This is a genomic window from Flavobacteriales bacterium, assembly GCA_016124845.1.
Classification (GTDB): Bacteria; Bacteroidota; Bacteroidia; order UBA10329; family UBA10329; genus UBA10329.
The window spans coordinates 1-26,854 of sequence record WGMW01000023.1 but is presented as its reverse complement, the minus strand read 5'-3'; the positions used below and the strand labels follow the sequence as shown (position 1 = coordinate 26,854).

Below are 26,854 nucleotides of genomic sequence, written 5' to 3'. Positions count from 1 at the left end.
CTACCGATAACTGTGGTGTGACATCGCTATCGGCTTCTCCTACTTCGTTCACGTGTGCCGATGCGGGTGCAAATACGTCAACGCTGACCGTTACCGATGCCAGCGGAAATGCCTCTACTTGCGATGCGACCGTTACCGTGTCTGACAATAGCGACCCGACTTTGATCGGTTGTCCAAGCGACATCAACATCACCGCCAACAGCAACGATTGTTCTCCTTCGGTTACCTGGACAGAGCCTACGGCCGATGACAACTGCAGTGCAACCGTTTCAAGCAACTACAGCCCTGGAGATAATTTCCCTGTCGGAACTACAACCGTGACTTACACGGCAACCGACCCATCGGGCAATTCCGTCTCATGTTCCTTTGATGTGACCATCACCCCAAGCCAACTTTCGGTTTCCATCGCGCCAAGTACGGTTCAATGTGGTGCCAACATCAGTTGTAATGGAGAAACAGATGGTGAAGCCACGGCCAACGTTTCGGGCGGTTGCGAGCCTTACACGTATCTCTGGTCGGATGGACAGACCACACAAACAGCAACTGCTCTTGGTGCTGGAACTTACTCGGTAATAGTTACGGATGCGAATGGAACACAGGCAACTCAAACTGTTACGCTGACCGAACCCGATGCACTTGCGATCGATGGTTCTGAAGTGTCAGAATATGTGGGCGGAGCGAATGTTTCGTGCAATGGTGCATCCGATGGTTCCATTGAAATCTCTGTCGTTGGTGGATCGACCTGCGAACCTTACGATATTCTTTGGACAGGCCCGAACGGATTCACTTCCACCGATGAAGACATTTTTGACCTCGAAGCTGGAACTTACACCGTGACCATCACGGATCTGAATGGCTGTAGTACAACAGAAACCTATACGCTGACAGCACCTGACGGACTTTCTCCAACCTGTTCTTCAGAAGACGCGCTTTGCAATGGCGATGCCAACGGCTCGGTTGAGGTAAGCGTTTCGGGCGGAACTGCGCCTTACTCCTACGCTTGGAACAACGGAAACCAAAATGCAGCGCAAACAGGATTGACCGCTGGGACTTACGTGGTGACCGTGACCGATGCCAACGGCTGCACGGCCAATTGCAACTCTGTTGTTGCACAGCCTAACCCGTTGACGGCCGTTGTTATCGTTCAGGATGAAACCTTGGTGAACGGCTGCAACGGCTGGGCAACAGCAAATCCATCAGGCGGAACGCCTCCTTACTCTTACAATTGGAGCGATGGACAGACTACGCAAACCGCCAGCAATCTGTGCGCAGGAACCTACACCGTAACCATTACGGATGCCAACGGTTGCGAATTCACAACAAGCAACGTTATCAATCCGCCATCGTGCGATTTGGATGTGGATCTGACAGGAACAGATGTTAACTGCCACGATGGTTCGGATGGAACCGCAACCGCCACACCGATCACGGTACAGAACAACACGCCTTTCACCTATTTGTGGAACAATGGCGGAACTACGCAGACAATCTCTGGATTGACCGCAGGACCGTATTCGGTGACCGTGACCGACAGCATCGGCTGTGAGGCATCAGGAACGGTTGTGATCACGGAACCGAACGCGCTTTCCGTAAGTACGGTCGTGGTTGATGAGCAGACATTTGAAGGATGCGATGGTTCGGCAACGGCCAATCCTTCTGGTGGCACGCCTCCTTACACTTATGATTGGAGCGATGGACAGACCACGCAAACAGCATCAGACCTTTGCCCAGGCACTTACACGGTAACCGTAACAGATGCGAACGGATGTAGCGAAACGGTCACGATCACTGTCAATCCGCTCCTTTGCACCGGATTCACGGTTGCGATAAACACGCACGGATTGAGCTGTTTCCAAGCGGGAGATGGATCTGCTGTGGCGGTGATCACTGGAGGATCTGCCCCTTTCACCTATTCTTGGAGCAATGGTGGAACAACCGACAGCATCGGTGGATTGGCTGCTGGTCAGTACACGCTAACCGTAACAGATGCGGTGAACTGTTCGCAGACCATCAGCACCAACGTGAGCCAGCCTGCGCATCTCGAAGCTGCAACCGCTGTAGATAACGTAACCTGCCATGGCGTTGGCAATGGTGTGGTCGAGCTGACCGTAACGGGTGGAACAACGCCATACGTTTTCGCTTGGAGTACTTCAACAGGCTCAGCACAAGCTAATGGCGCAACCACTGAGGATCTGGAAAATGTTGGTCCGGGAAGCTACAACGTGAGCATTACCGATGCCCACGGCTGTACAACAACCGCAAGCGGAACAGTAACAGAACCTGACACATTGAGCGTAACGAGCGTGGATGTGAACCCAACCTGTTTTGAAGGAAATGATGGTTCCATAGACGTTACCGTATCGGGTGGTTTGGGACCATACTTGGCCTCGTGGAGCAATGGCGACAACACATTGGATATTTCGGGTCTTTCGGCAGGAACATACACAGCGACCATTGTGGATCAGAACGGCTGTGTCTACACCTATTCCACCACACTTACCGATCCGAACCAACTTACAGCAACCATCTCGGCCAACGGCCCGACCAGTTTCTGCGAAGGCGATTCGGTGGTGTTGACGGCAAGCACGGCTGCAACCTATTCTTGGAGCCCGAATGGCGAAACCTCACAATCAATCACGGTTTACGGATCTGGAAGCTACTCGGTTGTGATCACCGATCAGAACGGTTGTGTCGGAGAATCAACGACAACACAGATAGTCGTGTTTGAAGTGGACACTCCGACCATCACTGCAACCGGTCCGCTGGAGTTCTGCCAAGGCGATCGGGTAACGCTCATCTCCAGCGTAGCTGATGCTTACTTATGGTCGCCAACAGGCGAAATAACGCAGCAGATCACCGTTGGAACTTCGGGCGTTTACGAAGTGACCGTTACGGATGGAAATGGTTGTTCCAGCACGTCCGATCCGGTTGAAGTGATTGTGAATCCATTGCCTCAAGTGAGCATCACGCCAAGCGGCCCGACCGAATTCTGCAATGGCGGCTCGGTGACATTGACCAGTTCCGTAGCCGATTCTTACTTCTGGTTCCCCAACGGGGAAACCACGCAGTCCATCACGGTGACCGAATCGGGCAATTATGGTGTTGCGGTTGTTGATGCGAACGGATGCGGTAATGAATCGCAGTTCGTTTCGGTAACGGTTTACGATAATCCGAATGTGGTGATCACTGCCGATGGACCGATCACATTCTGTCAAGGAGATTCAGTTACGCTGACCTCAAGTGTGGCAAACACATATCTCTGGAACCCGAACGGTGAAACAACCCAATCGATCACCGTTTCGGAAACGGGAACATTCTCTGTTATCGTGACCGATGCCAACGGTTGTACGGGCGAATCGAACAGCATTTCGGTGAATGTGCTTGAATCGGACACAGCTTCGATCACCGTTGCCGGTCACACCACCTTCTGTGATGGCGACTCGGTAATGCTCACGGCCGCGCAAGGCGATGCCTATCTGTGGGCCCCGAACGGAGAGACCACACAGACCATCGCGGCAACGCAGACCGGAAGCTATTCCGTAACGGTGATCAATGAATCGGGGTGTTCTGAGGTTTCTGACACCGTTGACATCACCGTTAATCCGAACCCAGAACCTGTGGTGACCGCCAACGGCCCGACAGCATTCTGCGAGAGCGATTCGGTTACACTCACCACCACTACTTCGGGTGCTTATTTCTGGAATCCGAATGGTGAAACCACCCAGTCGATCACGGTTTCAGAGACAGGGACATTCTCCGTGGTGGTGACAGATGTGAACGGTTGTTCAGGAGAGTCGAATGCGGTTGATGTAACTGTTTTCCAAACCGACAGCTTCCCGATCTTTGCCAGCGGCCCGACCGAATTCTGCGAGGGGAAAGAACTTGCACTTACGGCAGGTGCCTACGGAACCTACCTGTGGTCGCCAACAGGTGAAACCACCCAGATCATTCTGGCCACAGCCTCTGGATCGTACTCCGTGGCCGTTACCGATGAAAACGGTTGTGTGGCCTATTCGGACACCGTTGATGTAAGCGTATTTGACAATCCACAACCCGTGATAACCGCCAACGGGCCATTGTCTTTCTGCCAAGGCGATTCTGTGACACTTTCTACAGGAACATTCGATGATTACGATTGGCATCCGAACGGGGAGATCACTCAGGCGATCACCGTTTCTGAGGCAGGCGATTACTGGGTAATGGTGACCGACACCAACGGTTGCGCGGGCAATTCAGATACGGTTTCCGTGGAGATATTCATGCCTGATACAGCGGTCATCACGGCCAATGGTCCTACCGAATTCTGCGCTGGCGACCAAGTAACATTGACCGCTTCGCAGGGAAGCGCCTATCTGTGGTCTCCGAACGGAGAAACCACACCTTCTATCGTTGTAACGGCATCAGGAGAATACTCGGTTGAGGTGACCGATGCCAACGGTTGTTCTTCGACCTCAGACACGATGGAAATCATTGTCAATCCGAATCCAACTCCTTCCATCACGCCTGATGGCCCGACCGAATTCTGCCCTGGCGAAACGGTGACACTCACCGCTTCTGTGGCAGACGGCTACCTGTGGTCTCCGAATGGCCAAACCACGCAATCCATCACCATTGGTGAAGATGGAATTTACACCGTGACCGTGGTCGATTCGAACGGATGTTCGGGAACTTCAAACGGAGTTACGGTGACGGTCTTCCCTACTCCGAATCCGACCATCAGCACCAATGGCCCAACAGAATTCTGCGAAGGTGGGTCGGTCACACTCACGTCAACTTCGGCAAGTTCTTACTTGTGGACACCGAACGGTGAGACCACGCAATCGATCAGCGTAACGGAATCGGGTGTTTATTCTGTGACAATTGTTGATGCCAATGGTTGCGAAGGCTCGGTACTTACAGCAGTTGAAGTGACGGTATTTGAACCAGACACGGCAACAGTTACTGCCAGCGGACTGACCGAATTCTGCGAAGGTGGCGAGGTCGGATTGACCGCCTCTGGAGGTTCTTCATACCAATGGGCTCCGAATGGAGAAACAACACAATCGATAACGGCTACGGCAACGGGAACCTATGTGGTTACCGTAACGGATGCGAACGGATGCGCAACCTCTTCCGACTCGGTGGATGTAACGGTATTCAATAACCCCGAACCAGCCATTTCGATGTCGGGTGCTACCACTTTCTGCGAAGGCGATTCAGTAACATTGACAGCACCAAGTTCCCTTGCGTATCTGTGGGAACCTGGCGGACAGACCACGCAATCCATCACGGTTTTTGCCGCTGGCTCCTTCTCTGTGCAAGTAGCCGATGCTAACACCTGTGTGGGCACATCCGACACGGTTGACGTGGAAGTGTTTGAGGCAACTCCTGTGGCCATTACGGCCGATGGCCCAACCTCATTCTGCGATGGTGGCGAAGTGAACCTTACTGCCACAGGCGGACAGTCTTACGCATGGAATCCGAACGGGGAACAGACCCAATCCATCTCTGTGAGCCAATCTGGCGAATATGTAGTGACCGTGGTAGATACCAATGGCTGCTCGTACGATTCAGACACGACAGAAGTAACCGTGTTCGACCTTCCCGAAGTGCTTGTATCGGTGGATGGCCCGACCGCTACTTGCGAAGGTGACACCATTCTGCTCACAGCTACTGCTTCTCCAAGCAATGTCAACTACCAATGGTTTGACAATTCACAACCGATGGGCGGTGAAACCGATTCTACATTGGATGTTTTGGAAGCATCGACTTACAGCGTGACCGTGACCGATGAGAATGGGTGTACTGCTATAGATAATGCGCCTACAGTTGAATTCGTACCTGTACCTGTGGCCGTGGTTTCGGAAGACCAATGGATGTGTACCAACGACAGCGTAACACTTGTGGCTTCCGGAGGCGACAACTTCGTGTGGAGCGATGGTTCGACCGGGGCAAGCATTACGGTTTCCCCCGATTCGATCACGGTCTATACCGTCACTGTTTCGAACGACCTCTGTTCTGAAACCAGCTCGGCCTCAACCACGGTCACACTTTATCCATCGCCAACGGCCGTCATCGGAACACTACCGAACGGTGCGCTTGAAGTCATGGTTCCGTTCAACGATGCATCTGGCGACAGCAGCATTGTAGGCTGGTACTGGGATTTCGGTGATGGTGAATTCAGCGAGGAGCAGGATACGGAACATCCGTACGGAAGTGAAGGGTTCTTTACCGTAACGCTGACGGTTTCCAACGAATTCGGATGTACCGATATGGACACCGTAGAGATCGAGATCACACAGATAATTGATGTTCCGAACGTGTTCACACCGAACCATGACGGCTACAACGACTTCCTGTATATCGACAATTTCGGAGTGATCCAGTACACCATGACGATCTACAACCGTTGGGGACTGGTGATGCACCACGATGAGACAGGCGAAGTGTTCTGGGACGGGAAGACACCTGCCGGACTGGACGCTGCTCCAGGCACATACTACTACACGTTGGATGTGATCAACGAGTTCAGCGAGGGAAGCTTCAAGAAAACGGGTACCATCACGCTGATCCGCTAAACATTCGCGCAAATGTTAAAAGCCGTGAAATCCGAATGGTTTTCACGGCTTTTTACATTCCTCAAACTGGGTTTTCTTACAACGATGGCTAACTTGGGACTTCTATTTTGAAGTGCTCCATGAAACGCATTATCCATACTCTCATCCTGCTTGCCAGTATTCAGTTTGCGGTGGCGCAGAGTTTTTTGGAGCGCGGTGTCAGCTCCTTCAATGAGGGTGATTACAAACAGGCGATCACGTGGTTCAATTGGGCGGCCAAGGCCGATTCCACCAACCCTGTGTGTTACTCGAACCGGGCGCACGCCAAGCGGTCCATCAAAGATTTTCAAGGTGCCTTTGAAGATTTCGGAAAAGTGGTGGAGCTGAACCCGAACGATGGTAACGCTTATTTCTGGCGGGCGCTGTCTGCGTTCAATATCGGTGAGTTCCAAACTTCGTTGGATGCCAACACCAAGGCCATCGAACTGGGTTCTGAGCAGGGAACACAAGCGTATATGAACCGTGCGCAGACCTTTATGCGGCTCGGCAAGAACCAGAAAGCACTTGCCGATTACGATAGCGTGATTGCTGCCAAGGACCAGCGTCTCATGCAGGCACACTTCGACCGCGGGCAACTTTACATGCGGATGAACGACCAGCGTTCGGCATTGAAGGATTTCAAGAAAGTGGTGGAACTGAATCCCGAGAACATTCAGCTTACGTGGGACATTGGCCGCGTATCGTACGATCTGGAAGAGTATGCCGATGCCCTCTCCTACTACTCGCGGGCCATTGACCGGCTGGAAACCCCACAGCCGCAGATGCTGCTGATACGTGGCGAGACCTTTGAGAAACTCAAGAACTACCAGGCTGCCATTGAAGATTACACCCGCGTGATAAAAGCCGAAACCAGCTTGGCCGATGCGCACTACCTGCGCGGCCAGGCCAAGGCTCGCTTAGGCGATACCGATGGTGCCTGCGTGGACTGGAAAAAGGCTGCCGAACTTGGCCATTCCGAAGCTAAAGGCGTGGTGGTTTATAATTGTAAGTAGACATACGAAACTTCAACCGACTCTGGTCGGTGGGTTTGGAGTGACATCGTCAAATGACGACTTGTAACGGTCCCATTTGGTGACGTAACCGTCCTTTCTGTCCACACCATCATTACCCCGTAGGTCACATCACCGAAACTGGTGACAAAATAGCCCCCGCCCAGTACTGTGTCGATATTGTCTATAACTCACTCATCACCTACCAACTTCTTCCTGTTTCAGTTTATTGACGAGTTCGATCATCAATAGATGTAACTCTACCGATACGATCACCTGTGTGACGGGAGGATAAATGGCCTTTGATGATTTTCACACAATGCTGCTTGCATATCATACTTATCAGATTCCGAACTTGTATGTTCAACCTCCCGGATAAGTACCTTCTACGTATGTTTGGTTAACCACAGGATAACATTCTTCGAATCGTTGTTCAGACGGAGTAAAACAAACCACATGAAGGTAAAAACCCCGTGTTCCACATCTGGTAATCCCTAACGAGAGAGCCTGCCAATCTGTTCTATTAGCCGATACTCATGAAGTCATCGACTTAGATCAGCACCGACAAACTCCGAAAACTATTCAAGTTCGCTTTTGGAACGGTGGCCGAATCAATGATGCAGCAACTTCTCCACGCCTATCTTGATGCGTCTTGCAGCTTCCTTCAGATTGGTTTCTGAAGTTGCGTACGAAAGTCGAATGTATCCTGGTGCTCCGAACGCTTCGCCCGGCACCATGGCCACATGGCATTCGTTAAGGAAATACATGCAAAGGTCGTTGGCATCATTCACTTCCTGCCCGTTGAATGAATGACCGAAAAGAGCCGATACCTCTGGGAACAGATAGAACGCTCCCCCCGGCATGTTGGTCTTGAAGCCTTCGATGTTTGAGAACAACTCACTCACCAAAAGCCTACGCTTGGCAAATATGTCAGCCATTTCCTTGAGCCACGATTCCGGGGTTTCCAAAGCAGCAATGGTAGCCCGCTGCGCGATGGAATTGGCACCCGAAGTGATCTGCCCTTGCATCTTGTCGCACGCCTTGGCGATCCACGTTGGCGCACCGATGTAACCGATACGATACCCCGTCATAGCGTATGCTTTGGAAACGCCATTCACCGTGACCACTTGATTGTAAACCTCTGGGAACTGCGCCAAACTTTCGTGCTTCCCTTCAAAGTTGAGATGCTCGTAGATCTCGTCCGCAATGGCGATCACTCGCGGATAGCGCGCAATCACTTTTGCAAAACCGGCCAATTCCTCTTTTGTGTAGAAAGAACCTGTCGGGTTACTTGGCGAACTGAAGATCACCAGTTTGGTGTCGTCCGTAATGGCCTCATCCAACTCAACAGCCGAAGATTTGAAATCGGTTTCAATTCCAGCCGTTACGAAACGAGCTTTCCCTCCTGCCAGCTTCACTAACTCCAAGTAACTCACCCAATATGGAGCAAGAATAACGACCTCATCACCTGGGTCGACCAAACTCAGAATAACATTTGCCAGCGATTGCTTGGCCCCGGTTGAAACAATGATCTGCTCTGGCTTGTAATCCAAGCCGTTCTCGCGCTTGAATTTCTCAGAGATAGCCTTGCGCAATTCAGGGTAACCCGCAACAGGCGGATAGTGACTCCAGTTGTCATCTATGGCTTTTTTGGCCGCTTCCTTCACATGGTCCGGTGCATTCAGATCGGGCTCGCCCAAACTCAACGAGATCACATCAATTCCCTCGGCCTGAAGCTCACGGCTTCTGCGCGCCATGGCAATGGTCTGTGATTCACTCAGTTTCTTAATGCGTTGCGATAAAAGCTCGTCCATGTGCTGAAATTTGCGGCAAAGCTACACAATGAGCGTAATGGGAATCCGTTATTATGGGAATTAGTCAATGAGATAATGAGCGAATGATGAATTGAAGGAAACAGAAATGTTTTGCCTGTTACGATTCAACGCACCCCCAATTCACTACACTCATCTTCCCCCTCACTTTTGAAGATGATTACCCATTTACTGGCATCGTAAATAAGCTACGCCACCCAAATTCATTCTTGTTGATAAACAAGAATATGGACGTAATAGAATTACTCAGAAAATTCAAGGGCAACAGGAAATGTTATGCTTATTTGGAAAAGTTAACGGAATTATCCCTTAGTCGGACAGTAGGCAGGTAAGACTTATTTTTAAGCTTATTCAACACAAACTAGTTGAGAAGCTCAAATCATACAGACAGGAAACTGTTTCCGAGCCCATTTTTTGTTTACGAAGATGAGTTTAAGACTCTAAAATCCTTATGGTCTTTGATTCATTATTCAAAGCAATCCAGTTCTCATATTCATGGGTTACCATAAAGCACATCCAAAAGTTTATTTCAATCCTTCATTTTGATGGATTTATAACTATCGATTTATTGGGAGAATTAATCCCCTCCTTTTATAAGCACTTCGATGGGGTCTGTTCAGCCACAGCATTCTGAAGCGAGGCATCGATAAAGGTTTGGTAGAGGTTAACTAAATCCGCTACCGTCATGCTGAACTCGGTTCAGCATCTAATAAAACAGACCTGAAACAAGTTCATGGTAACGAAACCGCAGCGTTTCAAATTTGGATTTTAGGATTTAGTGCTTCTACCACATAACTTTGTAATTATGAGTCGCATTCTGAAAGTTGACAGCAATGACCCTGAGAAAATTGACCTTCTATTGAAGTTGGCCAAGGAAATGGGCATCCGAGTTTCAATAACTAAACTCAAGGAGAACGAAGATTTACAATGGCTAAAACTAGCCGAACGGCAGTTGGAAGAAGAATGGAATGACAAGGCCAACGACCATTGGGATGATTTCTTTAAGAACACCCCCGCTGCCTAATGTTCGAGCAGGGCGATATTGTGGCAGTTGACTTTCCGTTCACAGACGGAAGCGCAACCAAGAAAAGGCCAGCCATTGTCATTTCCAATGAGAGCATTTCCGCTACTGGCGATGCTGTTATTCTTATGGTAACTTCAAAACGGAGCTCTTCGATATCGATGATAGAACTGACACCTGAATTGCTGACCTCACCTTTGCCAAAGAACAGCTTTGCGAAATGTCATCGTATCCATACAATTGATGCCATGTTGATATCGGGCAGGTACAGCAAACTAACCGATAAGGGAATGGATCTGGTCAGACAAATGGTTGTTTCGGTTATTTCTTGACATGCAAGACAAATTCTCTTTACTTCAAGTTTCATCCTCTTAGAATTAACTGCTTCCCTCAATGCATTAGCTTTGCAGCCAAATGCGTTTTGACATCATCACCATACATCCCGAACTGCTTTCGGGGCCGTTCAGCCACAGCATTCTGAAGCGCGGCATCGATAAAGGTCTGGTAGAAGTGCATTTCCATGACCTACGCGATCATACCTTGGACAAGCACAAGCGCGTGGACGATTACCAGTTCGGTGGCGGTGCAGGCATGGTCATGACCATCGAGCCGATTGACCGTTGCATTTCCGTCCTCAAAGCCGAACGCAATTATGATGAGGTGATCTACATGACACCCGATGGCGAGCAGTTCGACCAGCCGATGGCCAACCGCCTTTCCACCAAAGGCAACATGATCATTCTCTGCGGCCATTACAAAGGCATCGACCAACGCGTGCGTGACCATTTCATTACCAAAGAGATTTCGATTGGCGATTACGTGCTTACAGGTGGCGAATTGGCAGCAGCCGTGGTCTGCGATGCGGTCATTCGCCTTATTCCGGGCGTTATATCAGACGAGACCTCTGCCCTTTTTGACAGCCATCAGGATGGTATGCTTGCACCGCCCGTTTACACCCGACCAGCAGAATACAAAGGCTGGAAGGTTCCGGACGTTCTTCTTTCAGGAAACGACAAACTGGTAGAAGATTGGCGCCATGAGCAGGCGTTGAAACGGACGCAGGAACGGAGACCCAGGTATTTGGATGAAAAATGAGCAACGTCCTTCTCATAATGATTCCAAACCTCCTATAATCAGATTGCTTCACTTTCCTGCCAACACCGAAAGAAAAGTACAAACAGACGCACAGGCTGTAGAAGGCAACACTACCTCTACCTTCGCCATCATGGAGTTATCCAACATACACGTAAGGCGTATGCATTGGGCCATCTTCAGTCCATCACTTCTCTCCTACCCGTTCAGTACCGAATATGTGCGGGATGAAGAACATGCCGTAGCGTTGGGTGAACTTCTCTTGCAATTGGACAGGAAACCAGAAGAAGTAGATGCTTATTTCAATTCGCTCGGCAAAATGCCCATGGGAAAGTACTTCGAGCAGCTGCTGTTCTATGTGCTGGAGCGTGATGAACGCTTCGAGGTGTTGCTCAAGAATCATCAACTAAAGAAGGGAAAGCATACCGTTGGCGAGATCGACCTGATACTGAAAGACGTGCAAACAGGCGCAATCGAGCATTGGGAGATCGCCCTCAAATACTACCTGCAACAGTCCTGTTCAGCCGAACATGCCGTCATGCTCGGCCCCAATGCCATTGACAATCTGGCCAAGAAGATGCGGAAACTCATCGAAAAGCAACTACCGCTCAATACGGATCTGAGCGAATTTGGTATTCCAACTAACGAATTACTGACCAACAGACTTTTCATAAAAGGACAATTCTTTTACCATTTGGCGCATGCAGATGGATGCAACATATTTCCAAACCATGCCCACCCAGACCACAAAAGAGGCTGGTGGTGCTACCTGAAAGAAGCCGATAAAATGCTTACCCAAGACCTTCTTTGGACGACCGCCTGGAAGCCGACATGGATCGGGGAAGTTGAATTTTATAATAACGATAACCTTCTAAATTTCAAGGAGATGAGAGATTTATTGAAACGACATTTTCAAGAAGAGGTCCATTCTGTGCTATGCGTAGGTCTGCAACAAAATGATGGAGGATGGAAAGAGGTTACCAGAGGTTTTGTAGTGAATGATGATTGGCCGAATGGCATAAAAAAGAATTGAAATTATGTAACGCGCCATTGGAATAATATGCATACCCAAAACGTTACCCACAGCGCATTGCGTATCTTGTCATCACCAACTTGGGAAGTCTGGCTTCCCGATCACCTTAAACCAAATGTCATGAAAGCAATACCCCATTCTCTCGCATTAGCATTTGTTCTTTCGCTCGTTCATCTTTCATCGCTGCATGCTCAGGCTCCTGCCGTGGACATCTGTCTGGTAACAGTCGATACTTCCTCCACACATAATATTGTTGTGTGGGAGAAACCCAGCACTACGGCCATCGATAGCTTTCTGGTATACCGTATGTTCTCAGACAGTACATATCAACAGGTAGGTGCAGTAGCTTACGATTCGCTGAGCGTCTTCCATGATTATGATGCCGCTGCCGACCCGAATGTAGCTCCTCATCGCTACAAGTTGGCAACGCTCGATACGGCCGGGGTTGTCTCTGCTCAAAGCGACTATCACCAGACCATGCACCTCACGGTTTCAACCGCGGGAGACATGCTTTGGAGCTGGTATAAGATAGAGAATGCCAGTAATCCGGTAACCACCTTCAACTGTTATAGAGATGATGATGGCACTGGTAGTTTCCAGCTCATCAATACACTTACCGGAACCGAACAGGAATGGAACGATGGAGACATTGACCTGTATCCCAACGCGCGCTATGTGGTGGATGTGGACTGGAACATCTCCTGTAGCCCATCACGGGAAAATGTGAATACCACACGTTCCAACTTGGATGAACGGGTGGCTGCACCAAGTGGAATTGAGGAGGCCGTACTTGAAAAAGTATTGGTTTACCCCAACCCGTCCAATGGCCCCATCCACGTGCAGATTCCAAGCGAGGTTAACCCGACAGCGTATGTTCTTTGGTCGGAACTTGGTGCTGTAAGCTATGGCGAATCGCTTACTCAGTATCTTCGCGGAAATCAGGTGACCATTGATATTCCTTCGGTAGCAGCTGGTTTGTATCTATTGGAAATTCAAACCCCTGTTGGTTCCATCACCAAAAAAGTGCTCGTCAGATAACCGTTTATGAGGATACGCCTCTTCCTGTACCTCACCATCCTTGCTGTTGGGTTCAGTACCATATCGGTGCGGGCCCAACAGTATAATTTTAAGACCTATACATCCAAGAATGGTCTGGGCAGCTCCATCATCAACTGCATCTTCCAGGACAGTCGCGGAGACATCTGGTTCGGAACACAGTCAGGTGGTGTAAGCAGATTCAATGGTTCCACCTTCCGGTCATTCACTAAGGCAAACGGTCTGGTTGGGAATGATGTGACATGCGTCTCTGAGGACAGGAACGGAAACGTTTGGATAGGCACGTCCGAAGGTGTTTCGAAATTCGATGGCACCAACTTCACCAACTACAACGACTCTTCCGGGTTGGCGGTTAAGCGTGGCATCTATTCCATTTATGTGGATGATGGGAATGTGGTCTGGTTCGGTTCTCGCGGTGGCGGACTTATCCGTTTCGATGAGAACGGGTTCAAAGCTTTTGGCAAGGATGATGGGCTTCCTTCCGACAATGTTTTTTCCATCACCCAGACCAAGGACAAACGGATGTGGCTGGCCTGTTCCAAAGGCGTGGCCAGTTATGATGGGACCTCCTTTGAAACCTACGCGATAAGCGAAGGGAAGACCTACTTCACGGTGGCCAAAGGTGCCAACGGAAATGTGTGGTTCGGTGGAACACCTGGCAATGGCGTTCTGCATTATCACAATGGAAAATTTCAGCAGTTGGAACTTCCCAAGGAGGTGGCAGGTGATTTTATTGGAAGTATAGTCGAAGACATTCAAGGCCGTGTATGGTTCGCTACCGACCATGGTGTTCTCAAGTGCCAGCAAGGAGCATTTCAGCTTTACACGCAAGACATGGGGCTTTCTGCCAACGGTGTTCTTTCGGTGGCTTCCGACCGCGAAGGAAACATCTGGATTGGCACACAGGGCGGTGGTGTCAACCTGCTTTCCAACGAGGCGTTCATTTCCTATTCTGATGAAGACGGCCTGTCAAAATCGAGCGTTACAGCTGTGGAAGCAGATACCGCTGGGCATCGCATCTTTATCGGTACGGCACGTGGTGGCGTAAATGTGCTTCACAATGCCTCATCCTCAAAATTTGAGAAGATAGAAGGCGTCCCCGAACTGGACGAAGTGAACATCTATGCCCTCAGTTACGACCAACACAAACTGTGGGTAGGTGCACAGGAAGGGCTTTACATTCTGAACGAAAAGGATGGTCGTTTCAAACTGATGGAGGAACTCCATGAGGTCAATGGCAATCGACTGACCGCCATCAATGGAATCATTCCCAATGGCAAAGACGACCATTGGATATCGAGCTACGGTTCGGGACTTATACGCTGGAAGGATGACAGTTTGAAGCTTTACAGCACCGATAACGGATTCCCCTCCGATAACCTGCTCGTCATCTTCAAAGACCATCATTCCAACCTATGGATAGGCACGCAGGACGTAGGCATCATCAAACTCACTCAGGACACCTTTGTTTCGTTCTCCTCCATCCTACCCTTTCCTGATGTGAGCGTTTGGGCCATTGCAGAAGACCGCGAAGGCGTGATGTATTTCGGTACCAGCGACCGCGGACTGTATCGCTATGACGGTTCGAAACTGAAAAACTACGACATGATGTTCGGTTCGGTGACCAACCGCGTGAAGTCGCTGCACTGGGACCCTACGGGAGATTGTCTTTGGATAGGAACACCCGAAGGAATCCACCGAACGCGGTTTGACCTGAACGGCAACATCATTGAAATGCGTACCTATAGCGAGAAGGATGGACTGTCCACCTTTGAGATCGATCAGAATGCGGTGGAAATTGATGGCGATGGAACCGTTTGGTTCGGTTCTACCAACGGCATTACGGCCTATCGCCCCAAGTACGACCGAAACACGGTCTTTCCGCCCAAGATACGGTTGGAAAGCATCCTTTTGAACCACGAGCATGTGGATTGGCACAACTACTCCGATTCGGTGGACCCGTTCACGGGAGTGCCCATTACCCTTGAACTGGGCCATAGGAACAACCACCTCACCTTCGAGGTACGCGCCCTCACTACCGATAAGGTGTCTTACAGCTTCAAACTCGTTGGTCAGGACGAACATTGGAGTCCCTATTCATCCAATTCATCCATACCCATAGCCAACATCCCGCCAGGAGAATACACCTTTATGGCCAAGGCCATCAACAGCAACCGTGTAGAAACGGAATCGGAGTTCTCATTTCCGTTCATCATCAAACCACCGTGGTGGAGCAGATGGTACGTTCAGGCAGGTTCCTTTCTGCTCCTCACCCTTGTTATTCTTCTGGTTGTAAAAGCACGCGAACGGGTTCTGAAGGAACAGAACCGCGTGTTGGAACAAACCGTGGCAGACCGAACAGCCGATGTGGTGAAAGAGAAAAAAGAGGTGGAAAAGCTCTACAACCGTTCGGAAGAACTGCTGCTGAACATTCTCCCAGCCGAAACAGCCGAAGAGCTGAAGGCCAAAGGGCATGTGGACGCCAAGCGCATTGATGAGGCCACGGTGCTCTTCACCGACTTCAAAGGTTTCACGAAGCTTTCTGAACTCATGTCGCCCGAACAACTGGTGGCCGAGATCAACGAGTGCTTCTCCGAGTTCGACCGCATCATGGAGCGGCATCAGGTAGAGAAGATAAAGACCATTGGCGATGCGTACATGGCCGCTGGCGGACTTCCTTCCCCCAATGAAACCCACGCCATTAACGTGGTGAATGCTGCGTTGGAAATTCAACGGTTCATGGCCAACCATGCCAACGAGAAGGAGGCTGCGGGTGTACCGTTCTTCGAGATCCGTATCGGTGTAAATACAGGGCCCGTGGTGGCAGGTATTGTCGGCATCAAGAAGTTCGCGTACGACATTTGGGGAGATACCGTGAACACGGCCGCGCGAATGGAAAGTTCCGGTGAGGTGGGCAGGGTCAATATCTCGGAACAAACCTACCAGCTTGTGAAAGACCGCTTCGTATGCACCTACCGCGGAAAGGTTGCTGCCAAAGGAAAAGGCGAGATCAGCATGTATTTCGTGGAGAAGGAGAAGCCGCTGTGATTTTCTTCTCCACAACCATGGCATCCGTTCCATGCGATGGCTACATTTGAACCATAAACCCCCAATGATGAAACGTTTTACACTTCTCTCCGCTATCGTACTATTGATCGGGATTTCCGGTTGCACCAAGAACGACACCCAGCCCGATGGGCCTTACATCGTTTTCAAATTCAAATTCGACCCCACGCAGGAACGCTACGACAGTTTCGGCAATGTGGCCACCGTACCCAATGGACATGCGGCCCAATCCCCTACCTTTCACAGCATCTCTGGGCATTACATCGAACTGACCTCCTCCGCTTGGACGGCTTTGGGACAGGGCGAGATCGTGTACAAGGGCCCCGAGACCACGGCAGGTGGCGACAATGCGGTGGATTTCGATAAGGCCAGCGTGGTGGCCGAGAATGAGACCTTCGTTTCGGTGCCGATCAGCGATGTGGCTGCGGGTACCTACCAGTACGTGCGGGTATCGGTCACCTACCAGAACTACGACATCAAATACAATGCGCTCGGTTTCACCAACCTTACGGGAACGCTGGCCTCCTTTGTGGGCTTCAACACCTACATTACCAACTACAAGGTGAGCCAGATGACCGATGATGTGAACAGCAACAAATTGCAGGGCTATTGGGCGTTCGAAAGCCAGGGAACGCTGACCAAAGGACAGGCACCCGTGGGCGCCACCACGGTGGTGAACCCGTTGTTCAACTCAAGCCCCATACCCGCGGGCAGCTGCGTGGTAACGGGCACCTTCGACACACCGCTGACCATTACGGGCGAAGAGACCGAAGACGTAACCGTGGTGCTCTCCGTTTCCACCAACCAGAGCTTTGAGTGGACCGACCCTGATGGCAACGGCCAGTACGACCCATTGGATGGCGATGTGCCTACCGACATGGGGCTGCGCGGCATGAAGGCCATGGTGCAGTAAGGTTAGCTGGCACGCAGAGGGTCAAGGGTTTGCATGTTTCACACAGAGACGCAGAGAAACAGAGCTAAAAAGACCCACCCCTCCGCCTGAGGCGGAAGACTTGCGCAAGCCGGGAGTAAAATACCGAAAGCTGCCAGTTGGCCGTTTGGAAGTCTGAACAGGTGGGGAAAAGAAAAACCCCGCTACCGAGGTAAGCGGGGCTTAACCCAGCATCAAACGTTGTTCCATCATATAACGCAGGCGGTTGGGGTTTATTGTGGTGGTATAAGCTAAAGGCGCGAGCCCGTTCTGGAACTCTGCGCCTTTAGGGTTAAGGGTTGAAGTTATCGCCCCTTGTTTACGAAGGTAGAAAGACCTCTGAGGTTTTGAACCGACCGAAGGAGCCTGCCTTGAGCCTGCCGAAGAGAACTCAACGACATCAGGAGGTAAACCACATAGGTCTTGTGGTTGGTATCTAAAGATTTGTTCGTGGGGCTAAGGGCATTTGATCGGTTCATTTCAAGATCAGTTACAACGTAGTGCAGTGTTCTCTTTGCCGAAGGCGGAAAACTGATCGTGTCTTGTTCAGCATGAGTGACCCTTCGGAAAACGCGCACCAGCGGAGCAAGTATTTACTCCCCAATTATCCCCGAAACTTCTTTGAAACTCTCCAATCCTGCCTCAATGTTCTCAATGATCTCATTGGCAAGCACGTCTGGGTCTGGAAGATTATCAAGATCCGCAAGGCTCTTGTCCTTCAGCCAAAAGATGTCGAGGTTGGTCTTATCTCGGACAATGATCTCTGAATAAGAATACTTACGCCAACGACCTTCAGGGCCTGTGCCGAGCGTAGTCGAGGTATCTTCGCTCCATGTTTCCTTACGCTTATTGCGATTGTCTGGATTGTAGAGCGTAATGAACTCGCGCAAGTCTTCGAGTTGCAGCGGTTTCTTCTTGAGGGTATGGTGCACGTTTGTGCGGTAATCATACACCCACACTTCTTTCGTCCAAGCTTCTTTAGAAGCGGGTTTATTATCGAAGAACAGCACATTCGCCTTTACACCGTTAGCGTAGAAAATGCCTGTAGGCAAACGCAGAATGGTGTGCAATTCTGTGGTCTTCATCAGTTCCTTGCGCACGGTCTCTCCTGCTCCACCTTCAAACAGTACGTTATCGGGCAAAACTACCGCTGCCTCACCATTTGCTTTGAGCATCGTACAGATGTGCTGCACGAAATTCAACTGCTTGTTGCTGGTAGTGGTCCAGAAATCCTGACGGTTGTAGCTCAGGTCCTGCTTTTCCTGTTCGCCTTCCTCATTGGTAATGGTCATACTGCTTTTCTTACCGAAAGGCGGATTGGCCAATACGTAATCGTATCGTGTTCCTGCATCAGCCACAAGGGCATCAACAGGCGAAATGAAAGACGAACCGTCTATCTCGCCAATGTTGTGCAGAAACATGTTCATCAGACACATTCTACGCGTGCTGGCAACAATCTCGTTGCCGTAGAACGTCTTGTTCTTCAAGAACTCCTTTTCCTCCTTATCAAGGCGGTTGTTTTCTACAATGTGGTCATAAGCAGCAAGGAAGAAACCGCCCGTGCCACAGGCAGGGTCGGCAATGGTTTTGAGCGGTTTGGGCTGCACACATTCCACCATGGCACGTATCAACGCACGGGGCGTGAAGTATTGCCCTGCACCGCTCTTGGTGTCTTCTGCGTTCTTCTCCAACAGGCCTTCATAGATCTTGCCTTTGAGGTCGGCACCCATCATGCTCCATTGCTCCTTATCGATCATATCGATGATCTTGAGCAATTTGGCCGGGTCTTGGATCTTGTTCTGTGCCTTGGTGTAGATCTGCCCCAACGTACCCGATGCCTGACCCAACTCACGCAGCAGCGTGGTATAATGCGTTTCCAGCTCGGCACCACGCTTATCTATCAGACTATCCCAATTGTATTCCTTAGGCACATTTGTTTGGCGGTTGTATGGCGGTTTGCTGAACTCATCAGCCATTTTAAGGAACAGCAGAAAGGTTATCTGTTCCAAATAATCGCCATAGCCTACGCCATCGTCACGCAGTACGTTGGCAAAATTCCAAACCTTGGATATGATAGATGATTCGGTCATTGGTTCTGTAGGTTGAATTTGTCTTTATCCCATAATTGGGGATTGTTCAATATGTAATTTCTGATACGTTCGTGGTTATCCGTGTCACGGATAATATGGTCATGAAAACGCGTCTGCCATGCAAAATCGGCATGGATGGTGCGCGCCTGTTTGGTTACCACCGATTTGTAGGAACGCACAATGGTCGGCAACGAACCGGATTTGGGTGATATGGCCGCCATTTGTTCGTTTTTGGGGGGTAGAGACGTTGCATGCAACGTCTCAATCGGTGGTTGTGGTTGTGGTGGAGACGTTGCATGGTGTGGAGACGTTGCATGGTGTGGAGACGTTGCATGCAACGTCTCTACGGATCCCGCCCTATCAATAATCACAATACCATGCACATGATTGGGCATTACCACAAACGCATCCAATTGCACAAACGGAAAATGATCGGGTATCGAATGCCAACATTGGTGGGCGATCCGTCCAATATCAGACAATTGCATTTCCCCATTTTCCACCTCTCCGAAATAATGTTCCCTGTCTTTGGTACAGATGGTCACGAAATAGGCCGCATCGCGCCCATAATCCCACCATGGGGCACGGGCCGATGGAATGCGGTATTTATTTCGGTACAGGTCGGTCATGGGTGTTTTTTTTCCGTAGAGACGTTGCGTGCAACGTCTCTATCTGTGGTTCGATCGGTTATAGAAACATTACCGTTCGATTTTGTGGAGACGTTTCTGCCCGATTTTGTGGAGACGTTGCATGCAACGTCTGTACTGCATGCAACGTCTGTACCTATCCTCTCCAGCAACTCCCCTGCTGGCTCCCAATCCTTCTCCTTCTTACACGCGGCCAGTTCTTGTGCCGTAAGCAGCCGCCCTTCAAATGCCTTTTTAAGGATGCTTTGCCGCAGGGCTTCTGCCTTTTGAAGGCTTTGGGTTATGCTCTCCTCCAGTTTATCGCACACCGAGAGGCGGCTTTCTATCTCTTGGACGATCTGGTGTTGTTCTTCTACAGAGTATGCTCGGAGTTGCATTTCTCTGATATCGCTAATGTTCAAATGAGGCGATGTGGTTCCCCCAATCAGAGGTTTGTATTGTAGTATAAACTCATTGCTTAGAAAATACCACATGAAATACTCTGGCAAAACGGATTTGACTGATCGAAACATCATCATCCGCTGCCCCAAACAAACCTCTTCATTTGGTTTTAGGACAACCGTAGTACCAACAGTTCCTTCTCTTGCGAAAAGAATATCTCCAGCGATGGGCTTTAATCTTTGAATTCGTTGATTAAAAGTTTCCTCTGAAACATATCTAATCTTGTCCCAAACGATACGACCATTTTCAATGCATGTAGTATCAACACAATGATACCCTGTGCCTTGAAATTTAGCAGTCGAATGAAGACAATCGATAATATAGTTACAGGCTGACTCAATGGTCAGAAGAGCCGAACACTCATCAGTGAAACCATTGAATTCGGTTAACTTCCTTGGCTTACTCGGCTTCTTCCCCTTTTTCCCTTCTTTTTCCCATTGCTTTACGGCCACCTTCCATTCAGCCAACTGTTGTTGGTAATGAGTTTCGCGTTCTTCCTGTATCTTTTTGAGGAGTTCTTCTGCCGTAGGTAGATCTTTTTGTTTGGAGCGCCACTCCTTGGTCAACTCCCCCTCAAACGCCTTTTTGAGCACCGCTTGGCGGTACACCTTCAGTTGCTCTTGCGCGGTTTTGAGGTTGGCTATGCCGTTGTCCAACTCGCTGAACAACTGCTCTATCTTGGATACAATGGCGCGCTGCTCTGGGAGGGGGCAAGGTTGAACCGTAGCTTTGACAGAATCTGAGCATTGACATTGGTCTTTAAACCAGTTTTCCCAAGTTCAATCTGACTCCAATAATGTAGTGATTGGAAGAACAAATAGATGTATTTAGGAAGAACGGCCTCATTAAGAATTATTCGAATCAGGTACGAGGCAAAAACAGCTTTCGGAGGAACATTCGAACTAAGCAGAAAGCTCTTACCTACAGTACCTCCGGTTCTCGCAAAAACCAGATCGTTAGGGGAAAGCTGGAACTTGTCAAGTTGGGAGTCATCAATGTCGCAGACGGGAACAGTACTCCAATCAACTGCTCCATCTTGAATGTCCGTAATTCTCAGATACTTTGCCCCATTTGCATCAGGGTCTTTTGCGGAAGCCGTGTAGCCGTAATGAATGCGGTCAGAAACTTCGTTTATAGAACACTCGGCCCAGTCTTCTCTCATATCAACGATAGTACACCTTTAATCCAGTAGAGAAAGAAGTGAATTGGGAGTTGAGAACAAGAGAGTCTCCAAGGTCATTCAATACCTCATGGCTTGGGTGACCATATTTGTTGCCATAACCAAAGTTGCATACGTTGGTCAGGTAACGGTGCATCCAACCTCTGGTAGGCAAATTCTCATATTGGGTCATATCCCAATTTTTGCTCGAACCATGATGAGGAACTTGAAACACGATAACGGATTCCAATTTACGTCTGAAATCTTCCCTAAAAGCAACAGGATTATTGCCTGGCTTGATGGACGTATCTCCCATCAATAAGCTGTGTGCATGCGGAAGACGACCATAATGGTCGGCCCAAGCATGCCTTCTGCGTGCTCTGTAATGTGGCGGACGGATTTCACTCTCTACGTATGATCTGCCAGCAATACGATGGTAATTAACCGGACCATGCAATAAGACCATACCGTGGGCATTGATGTCATCAAGTTTTTTCTTGTAGCACGCGTGTGCCTCTTTCCTTTTCTCGGCTATCAGCTTCTCATAATCTCCATCTTCCAACTCGTCATCCTTGGTCTTTCCAACTTGAAGAAGTAAACATAACTTCAAACCTCGAACTTGCGCTGCCGTGATTTCTTTTACATAAGTGCTGAACTCCCACCTATTTCGGAGAAAGAATTGCAGGTTATTCTTGAAAAATTGGAATTCCGCAGCAGTTGTTTCAAACTCATCAGCAGGAGGGGTGGCAGGTGTGCCCTGTGCCGAAAGTTCATCACCTTCCGGATTTATTAGGTCCTCTATATATTTGGCCTCTTCGGAGGTAACGATGTATATATCAGCGTCTTTGTATCGCTCTCGCAGAAAAGAATATGGATTCTCTATAAACGAATCGTAATCATCTATCCCGAAATCATCCTCTCCATTAGGAAATTCTTTTGCGGAGAACCTTAACACATATCGTTGGTTTTTCGGGAAATATGGAATAACAATTTTCTTAGCCTGATGTCTTTTAAGTAGCTTAACTACTCCTGACACATGATCATAATCCAAATGCGATATGAACAGGATGTCTATTTTATTGACAGGAATAAACTGGTTGTGGGTAAAATGGATTATTTCTCTATCCAAAGCATGGTAATGCCCTTTTATCCATGTACTGGTGCCACAGTCATAGACAATGTTCCAGGCTTTCCCCGAGTCAGGGGAAAAAATCTGGCCTCCGTAGAACGCACCCTGCCCTACTTTAAAAAATGTGAAATCTGATTTCAATAACTCCATTACGCTACTAATACTTCGTTCAACTCTTCAATAATCCCATTCATATCCTCCCCGAACAACTGCCACATGCGGCCACGGCCGCCCTTGGCATCAAAGGGCGTGTAGTCGAGGTCTTCCACATCTATATGAAAGCTGTTCACCAAATGGTCTTTCAGCATGCGCAGCCAGTCCATCTGTTCTTCAGAGAAACGGTTGTGCTGCCCCGCATTCTGTTTGAATATCCAGTTACGGAAGTTCTCATCAATGGTGCTGTCAAACCCACGCAGTTGGTCGTCTATGCCGCACACCCTGCGTATCAACGAGACTAAAGCCGTGAGTTCATGTTCGGGGCGTTTGCTTTTCACCTCTTCCAGCTGCGTGTAGGCGTCCCACACATGGAAGGGTGCCAGGAGCGGTCGGTCGGTTTTCAGAATGTCCAACACTTCTTTCACCATTTTGTAGGTTACCGTTCTGCGTTGGTACGGTTGGTTGTAAAAAATGCTCAGCGCCTGAATCTCGTCCTTGTGCGCTTCCATGTATTCCTTAAAATCTTTGATGAGCCCTTGCGCCCGTTCGGTCGCATCCTTGTCCCACTCGCTACGGATAACCGTATCGATATTATGGTGGTCAATGATCTGTTCGTGCTGTTTACGCACCTTCTCCACCAGCTCATTGAATTTGCCATTGAACGAGGTGGCCGCTTCGCGCGCCAATTGTTGTTGGGCATCCATGGTAGAGACGTTGCATGCAACGTCTCCACTGCATGCAAGGTCTCTACGGGCATCAATCGCATCAGGGTCAAACGCATTCAGCAGTTCCTTGCTGATCTGTTTCAGGGTTTTACCGCCTGCTGCCTCGGCCAATTGGGCCTGTTCCTTTTCAGACAGTTGTCTGTCCAAACGTATCAGTCGGTTGGCAAGGGATAGAAAGAGGTCTTCCTCATTCACGCCCATGGTGACAGCACCCAGCAGGTCTTTCATCGGAACGGTACGTTTGCGCTCCAACGGACGGCTATCGGTCTTCTTGCTTTTGGTGGCACCTACGGCATCCACGATCACGAAATGCGTTTTGGCCGCTGCCGTGGCTGATACCTGTTTTAGGTCATCCGTATTAATGGTACGCGTACCGCGCCCCTTCATCTGCTCAAAATAGCCGAGGCTCTTTACATCGCGCATAAAGAGCAATACTTCCAAGGGTTTCACATCGGTACCCGTAGCGATCATATCCACCGTAACGGCAATGCGTGGGTAATACTCATTTCGGAAACGGTTCAACACCGTTTTGGGGTCTTCATCAGCTTTGTAGGTCACCTTTTTGCAGAAGTCGTTGCCTTCATCGAACTCCTCGCGCACCATTTTAATGATGTCATCGGCATGGCTGTCGGTCTTGGCAAAAATGAGGGTCTTGGGCACTTCGTATTCCCCATCCTTGTCTATTCTGCCGGGGAAGATCTCTTCACGCAAGGCCCTGCGGTATTCGCGTATGATGTTGCGTATCTGGCTGGGGTTGACCACCGCTTTATCAAGATCATTCTTCTTGTACGCGGTATCCTCATCTTCCCGCTGCCAGCGTTTCTTGCGTGAGAGTTTATCGCGCCTATCCACATACCAACCTGCTTTTACCACCGCCCCATTCTTGGAAATATCGGTTTCGATGGTGTAGGTATCGAACGGCACATTCACCCCATCCGAAACCGATTGCTCGTAGGTGTATTCGCTCACAAGGTTCTCATCAAAGAATCCCAGCGTACGCGTTTCAGGTGTGGCCGTAAGTCCAATAAGGGTAGCATCGAAATAATCGAGCACCTGTTTCCACAGGTTGTAAATGCTGCGGTGGCATTCATCAATAATGATGAAATCGAACATCTCAATAGGCACCTTTTCATTGTAGGCCACAGGCAACGGTTCCTTATTGCCTACCTGCTGTTGCATCCACGAACTCTCGTTCGGATTCTCATTCTCGGCACTTTCATCCATTTCTGTCCCTTGCAGAATGGAATACAACCGCTGAATGGTACTGATGGACACCTGGCTATCGGTGGCCACATAGCTTGAACTCAGCCGCTGCACGTTATACAGTTCTGTGAACTTGCGGTTATCGTCCGTGGGCTGAAACTTCATGAACTCCTGCTCGGCCTGTTCGCCCAAGTTGCGCGTATCTACCAAAAAGAGAATGCGCTTGGCCTTGGCAAACTTCAATAACCTGTAAATGAAGGTGGCAGCGGTAAAGGTCTTACCCGCGCCTGTTGCCATTTGTATCAACGCTTTTGGCCGATTGGCCTTGAAGGACTTTTCCAGCTTGGTAATGGCATCTATCTGGGCAGGGCGCAAACCGGTCAAATCCAAATTAGGCATATCGAGTAATCGACCGCGCAGGGTCTGCTCTTGCTTCATCCATTCCTGCATGGTTTCAGGACGGTGGAAACTGAAAACCCTTCTGCCTCGCGGTTTCGGGTCGCGGTAATCGGTAAACCGTGTTAGCACCCCCGTGCTTTCATAAACAAAAGGCAGAGGTTCATTATTCAGGTACTTGAGTTTGGAAGAGGCATAACCCACAGATTGCTCCTCAACGGTGGTCAGCTTTTGCCCTTCATCTTCTTTCTTGGCCTCAATAACACCAACGGGCTTGCGGTCGACAAACAGGGCATAATCCACGGGGCCAACCTCCGTTTGATACTCACGAACAGCCACGCCAAGGTTGGCGGCCAAATTCACTTCATTCTTAGATTGCACCACCCAACCCGCATCTACCAGCATCTGGTCGATGCGGTCGCGCGCTTTCTGCTCTGGGTTTTGGTTGGGGGCGGTCATGGTTTACTTCTCGATACAATTCTTCCTCCGTCAGCATCACTCGAAGTGACAGAAGCGGAGTGCTAACCTAACAATCTTCTTTCAAAGTTGTACTCCTTACTTCGTAATCTATTTATGGAGAGGGCGGTTGATTGGTTGATCGGTTGATTGGTTTATAGATTTGATACAGTTGATTGAGTTGATTGAGTTGATTGAGTTGATACAGTTTACTGAGTTTATAAAGTTGACTGGTTTATAGAGTTGATTGAGTTGATAAGAGATAGAGAGATAAGGGGATCGGGAAATTGGGGCAATGAGCGGATTGGCAAATTATTCTCTGCGGCTCTGTGTGAAAATAGCTTTTGGCTTTCGGCCATTGGCGAGAAATGACCGTGAGCGAAGCGAACACGCTCTGTGCATCTCTCCTTCTCTATTCTCCTCTGTGTGAAATCCTTTAGTTACGGCCTCTGGCCGTGAGAACGCTACGCTTAGTTCGATACAATTTTCCCGAAAAAGGAAAATCACTCAGGATGACCCGTGCACTCCTTTGCGTCTTTGCGAGAACCATCCGTGAGCGGAGCGAACACTCTCTGCGGCTCTGTGTGAAACCAAACTGAGCGAAGCGAACACGCTCTGTGCATTTCTCCTTCTCTATTCTCCTCTGTGTGAAATCCTTAGATATACTTCGTCAAGCTCAGTACAGGCGCTTCATGGAGATTCCTCCGCTCCCTGCGGTCGGTCGGAATGACATAAGGTTGAGTCGTCCTAAAATAAGTTGACAGGTTTTTACTGTTGATTTTTGGAAGAACCTGCCCGATATCGGGCAGGGTTCTTTGGTGTATGAAGTTAGGTGT

16 protein-coding genes are annotated in these 26,854 nt (G+C 49.5%); 9 read left to right on the top strand and 7 right to left on the bottom strand.

Features of this window, described 5'->3' with window-relative positions; genetic code table 11:
• The coding region (locus GC178_10160) for an HYR domain-containing protein (GenBank protein MBI1287931.1) at positions 1-6,557 on the top strand (6,557 nt) is incomplete at its 5' end.
• A 119-nt stretch (positions 6,558-6,676) separates the two neighbouring features.
• A complete protein-coding gene (locus tag GC178_10155; protein MBI1287930.1) occupies positions 6,677-7,588 on the top strand; it encodes a tetratricopeptide repeat protein in 912 nt (303 codons plus the stop codon).
• A 608-nt stretch (positions 7,589-8,196) separates the two neighbouring features.
• On the opposite strand, the gene GC178_10150 is transcribed toward GC178_10155, so the two are convergent.
• Positions 8,197-9,399, bottom strand: a complete 1,203-nt coding sequence (locus GC178_10150; GenBank protein MBI1287929.1) for an aminotransferase class I/II-fold pyridoxal phosphate-dependent enzyme — start codon at positions 9,397-9,399, stop codon at positions 8,197-8,199.
• Between the two features lie 823 nt (positions 9,400-10,222).
• On the opposite strand from GC178_10150, the gene GC178_10145 reads away from it, so the two are divergent.
• From GC178_10145 to GC178_10115, 7 genes are all read left to right on the top strand, one after another.
• Positions 10,223-10,441 (top strand): hypothetical protein, encoded by a 219-nt coding sequence (locus GC178_10145; GenBank protein MBI1287928.1) that lies wholly within the window; start codon positions 10,223-10,225, stop codon positions 10,439-10,441.
• Positions 10,441-10,770, top strand: a complete 330-nt coding sequence (locus GC178_10140; GenBank protein ID MBI1287927.1) for a hypothetical protein — start codon at positions 10,441-10,443, stop codon at positions 10,768-10,770. Before GC178_10145 ends, GC178_10140 begins: the two co-directional genes overlap by 1 nt.
• A gap of 82 nt (positions 10,771-10,852) precedes the next feature.
• Positions 10,853-11,533, top strand: coding sequence for a tRNA (guanosine(37)-N1)-methyltransferase TrmD (trmD, locus tag GC178_10135; protein MBI1287926.1), 681 nt, complete (start codon positions 10,853-10,855; stop codon positions 11,531-11,533).
• The gene (locus GC178_10130; GenBank protein ID MBI1287925.1) at positions 11,523-12,563 is read left to right on the top strand and encodes a DUF1853 family protein; all 1,041 of its coding nucleotides are present in this window, start codon (positions 11,523-11,525) and stop codon (positions 12,561-12,563) included. Before trmD ends, GC178_10130 begins: the two co-directional genes overlap by 11 nt.
• Before the next feature lie 27 nt (positions 12,564-12,590).
• Positions 12,591-13,601, top strand: a complete 1,011-nt coding sequence (locus tag GC178_10125; protein ID MBI1287924.1) for a T9SS type A sorting domain-containing protein — start codon at positions 12,591-12,593, stop codon at positions 13,599-13,601.
• A gap of 6 nt (positions 13,602-13,607) precedes the next feature.
• On the top strand, positions 13,608-16,667 hold the full coding sequence (locus GC178_10120; GenBank protein ID MBI1287923.1) for a hypothetical protein: 3,060 nt from the start codon (positions 13,608-13,610) through the stop codon (positions 16,665-16,667).
• A gap of 67 nt (positions 16,668-16,734) precedes the next feature.
• A complete protein-coding gene (locus tag GC178_10115; GenBank protein MBI1287922.1) occupies positions 16,735-17,598 on the top strand; it encodes a hypothetical protein in 864 nt (287 codons plus the stop codon).
• A gap of 611 nt (positions 17,599-18,209) precedes the next feature.
• Here the strand turns inward: GC178_10115 and GC178_10110 are convergent.
• From GC178_10110 to GC178_10085, 6 genes are read right to left on the bottom strand one after another with little or no spacing between them, the layout of a single operon-like run.
• On the bottom strand, positions 18,210-19,706 hold the full coding sequence (locus tag GC178_10110) for an N-6 DNA methylase (GenBank protein MBI1287921.1): 1,497 nt from the start codon (positions 19,704-19,706) through the stop codon (positions 18,210-18,212).
• Positions 19,703-20,335, bottom strand: a complete 633-nt coding sequence (locus GC178_10105) for a transposase (GenBank protein MBI1287920.1) — start codon at positions 20,333-20,335, stop codon at positions 19,703-19,705. The genes GC178_10110 and GC178_10105 overlap by 4 nt, the downstream gene beginning before the upstream one ends.
• Positions 20,332-21,462, bottom strand: coding sequence for a hypothetical protein (locus tag GC178_10100; protein MBI1287919.1), 1,131 nt, complete (start codon positions 21,460-21,462; stop codon positions 20,332-20,334). The genes GC178_10105 and GC178_10100 overlap by 4 nt, the downstream gene beginning before the upstream one ends.
• 5 nt (positions 21,463-21,467) lie before the next feature.
• Positions 21,468-21,956, bottom strand: coding sequence for a restriction endonuclease subunit S (locus GC178_10095; protein ID MBI1287918.1), 489 nt, complete (start codon positions 21,954-21,956; stop codon positions 21,468-21,470).
• Position 21,957: 1 nt separating this feature from the next.
• Positions 21,958-23,232, bottom strand: a complete 1,275-nt coding sequence (locus GC178_10090; GenBank protein ID MBI1287917.1) for an MBL fold metallo-hydrolase — start codon at positions 23,230-23,232, stop codon at positions 21,958-21,960.
• On the bottom strand, positions 23,232-26,021 hold the full coding sequence (locus GC178_10085) for a DEAD/DEAH box helicase (protein MBI1287916.1): 2,790 nt from the start codon (positions 26,019-26,021) through the stop codon (positions 23,232-23,234). The genes GC178_10090 and GC178_10085 overlap by 1 nt, the downstream gene beginning before the upstream one ends.
• Positions 26,022-26,854 lie beyond the last annotated feature (833 nt).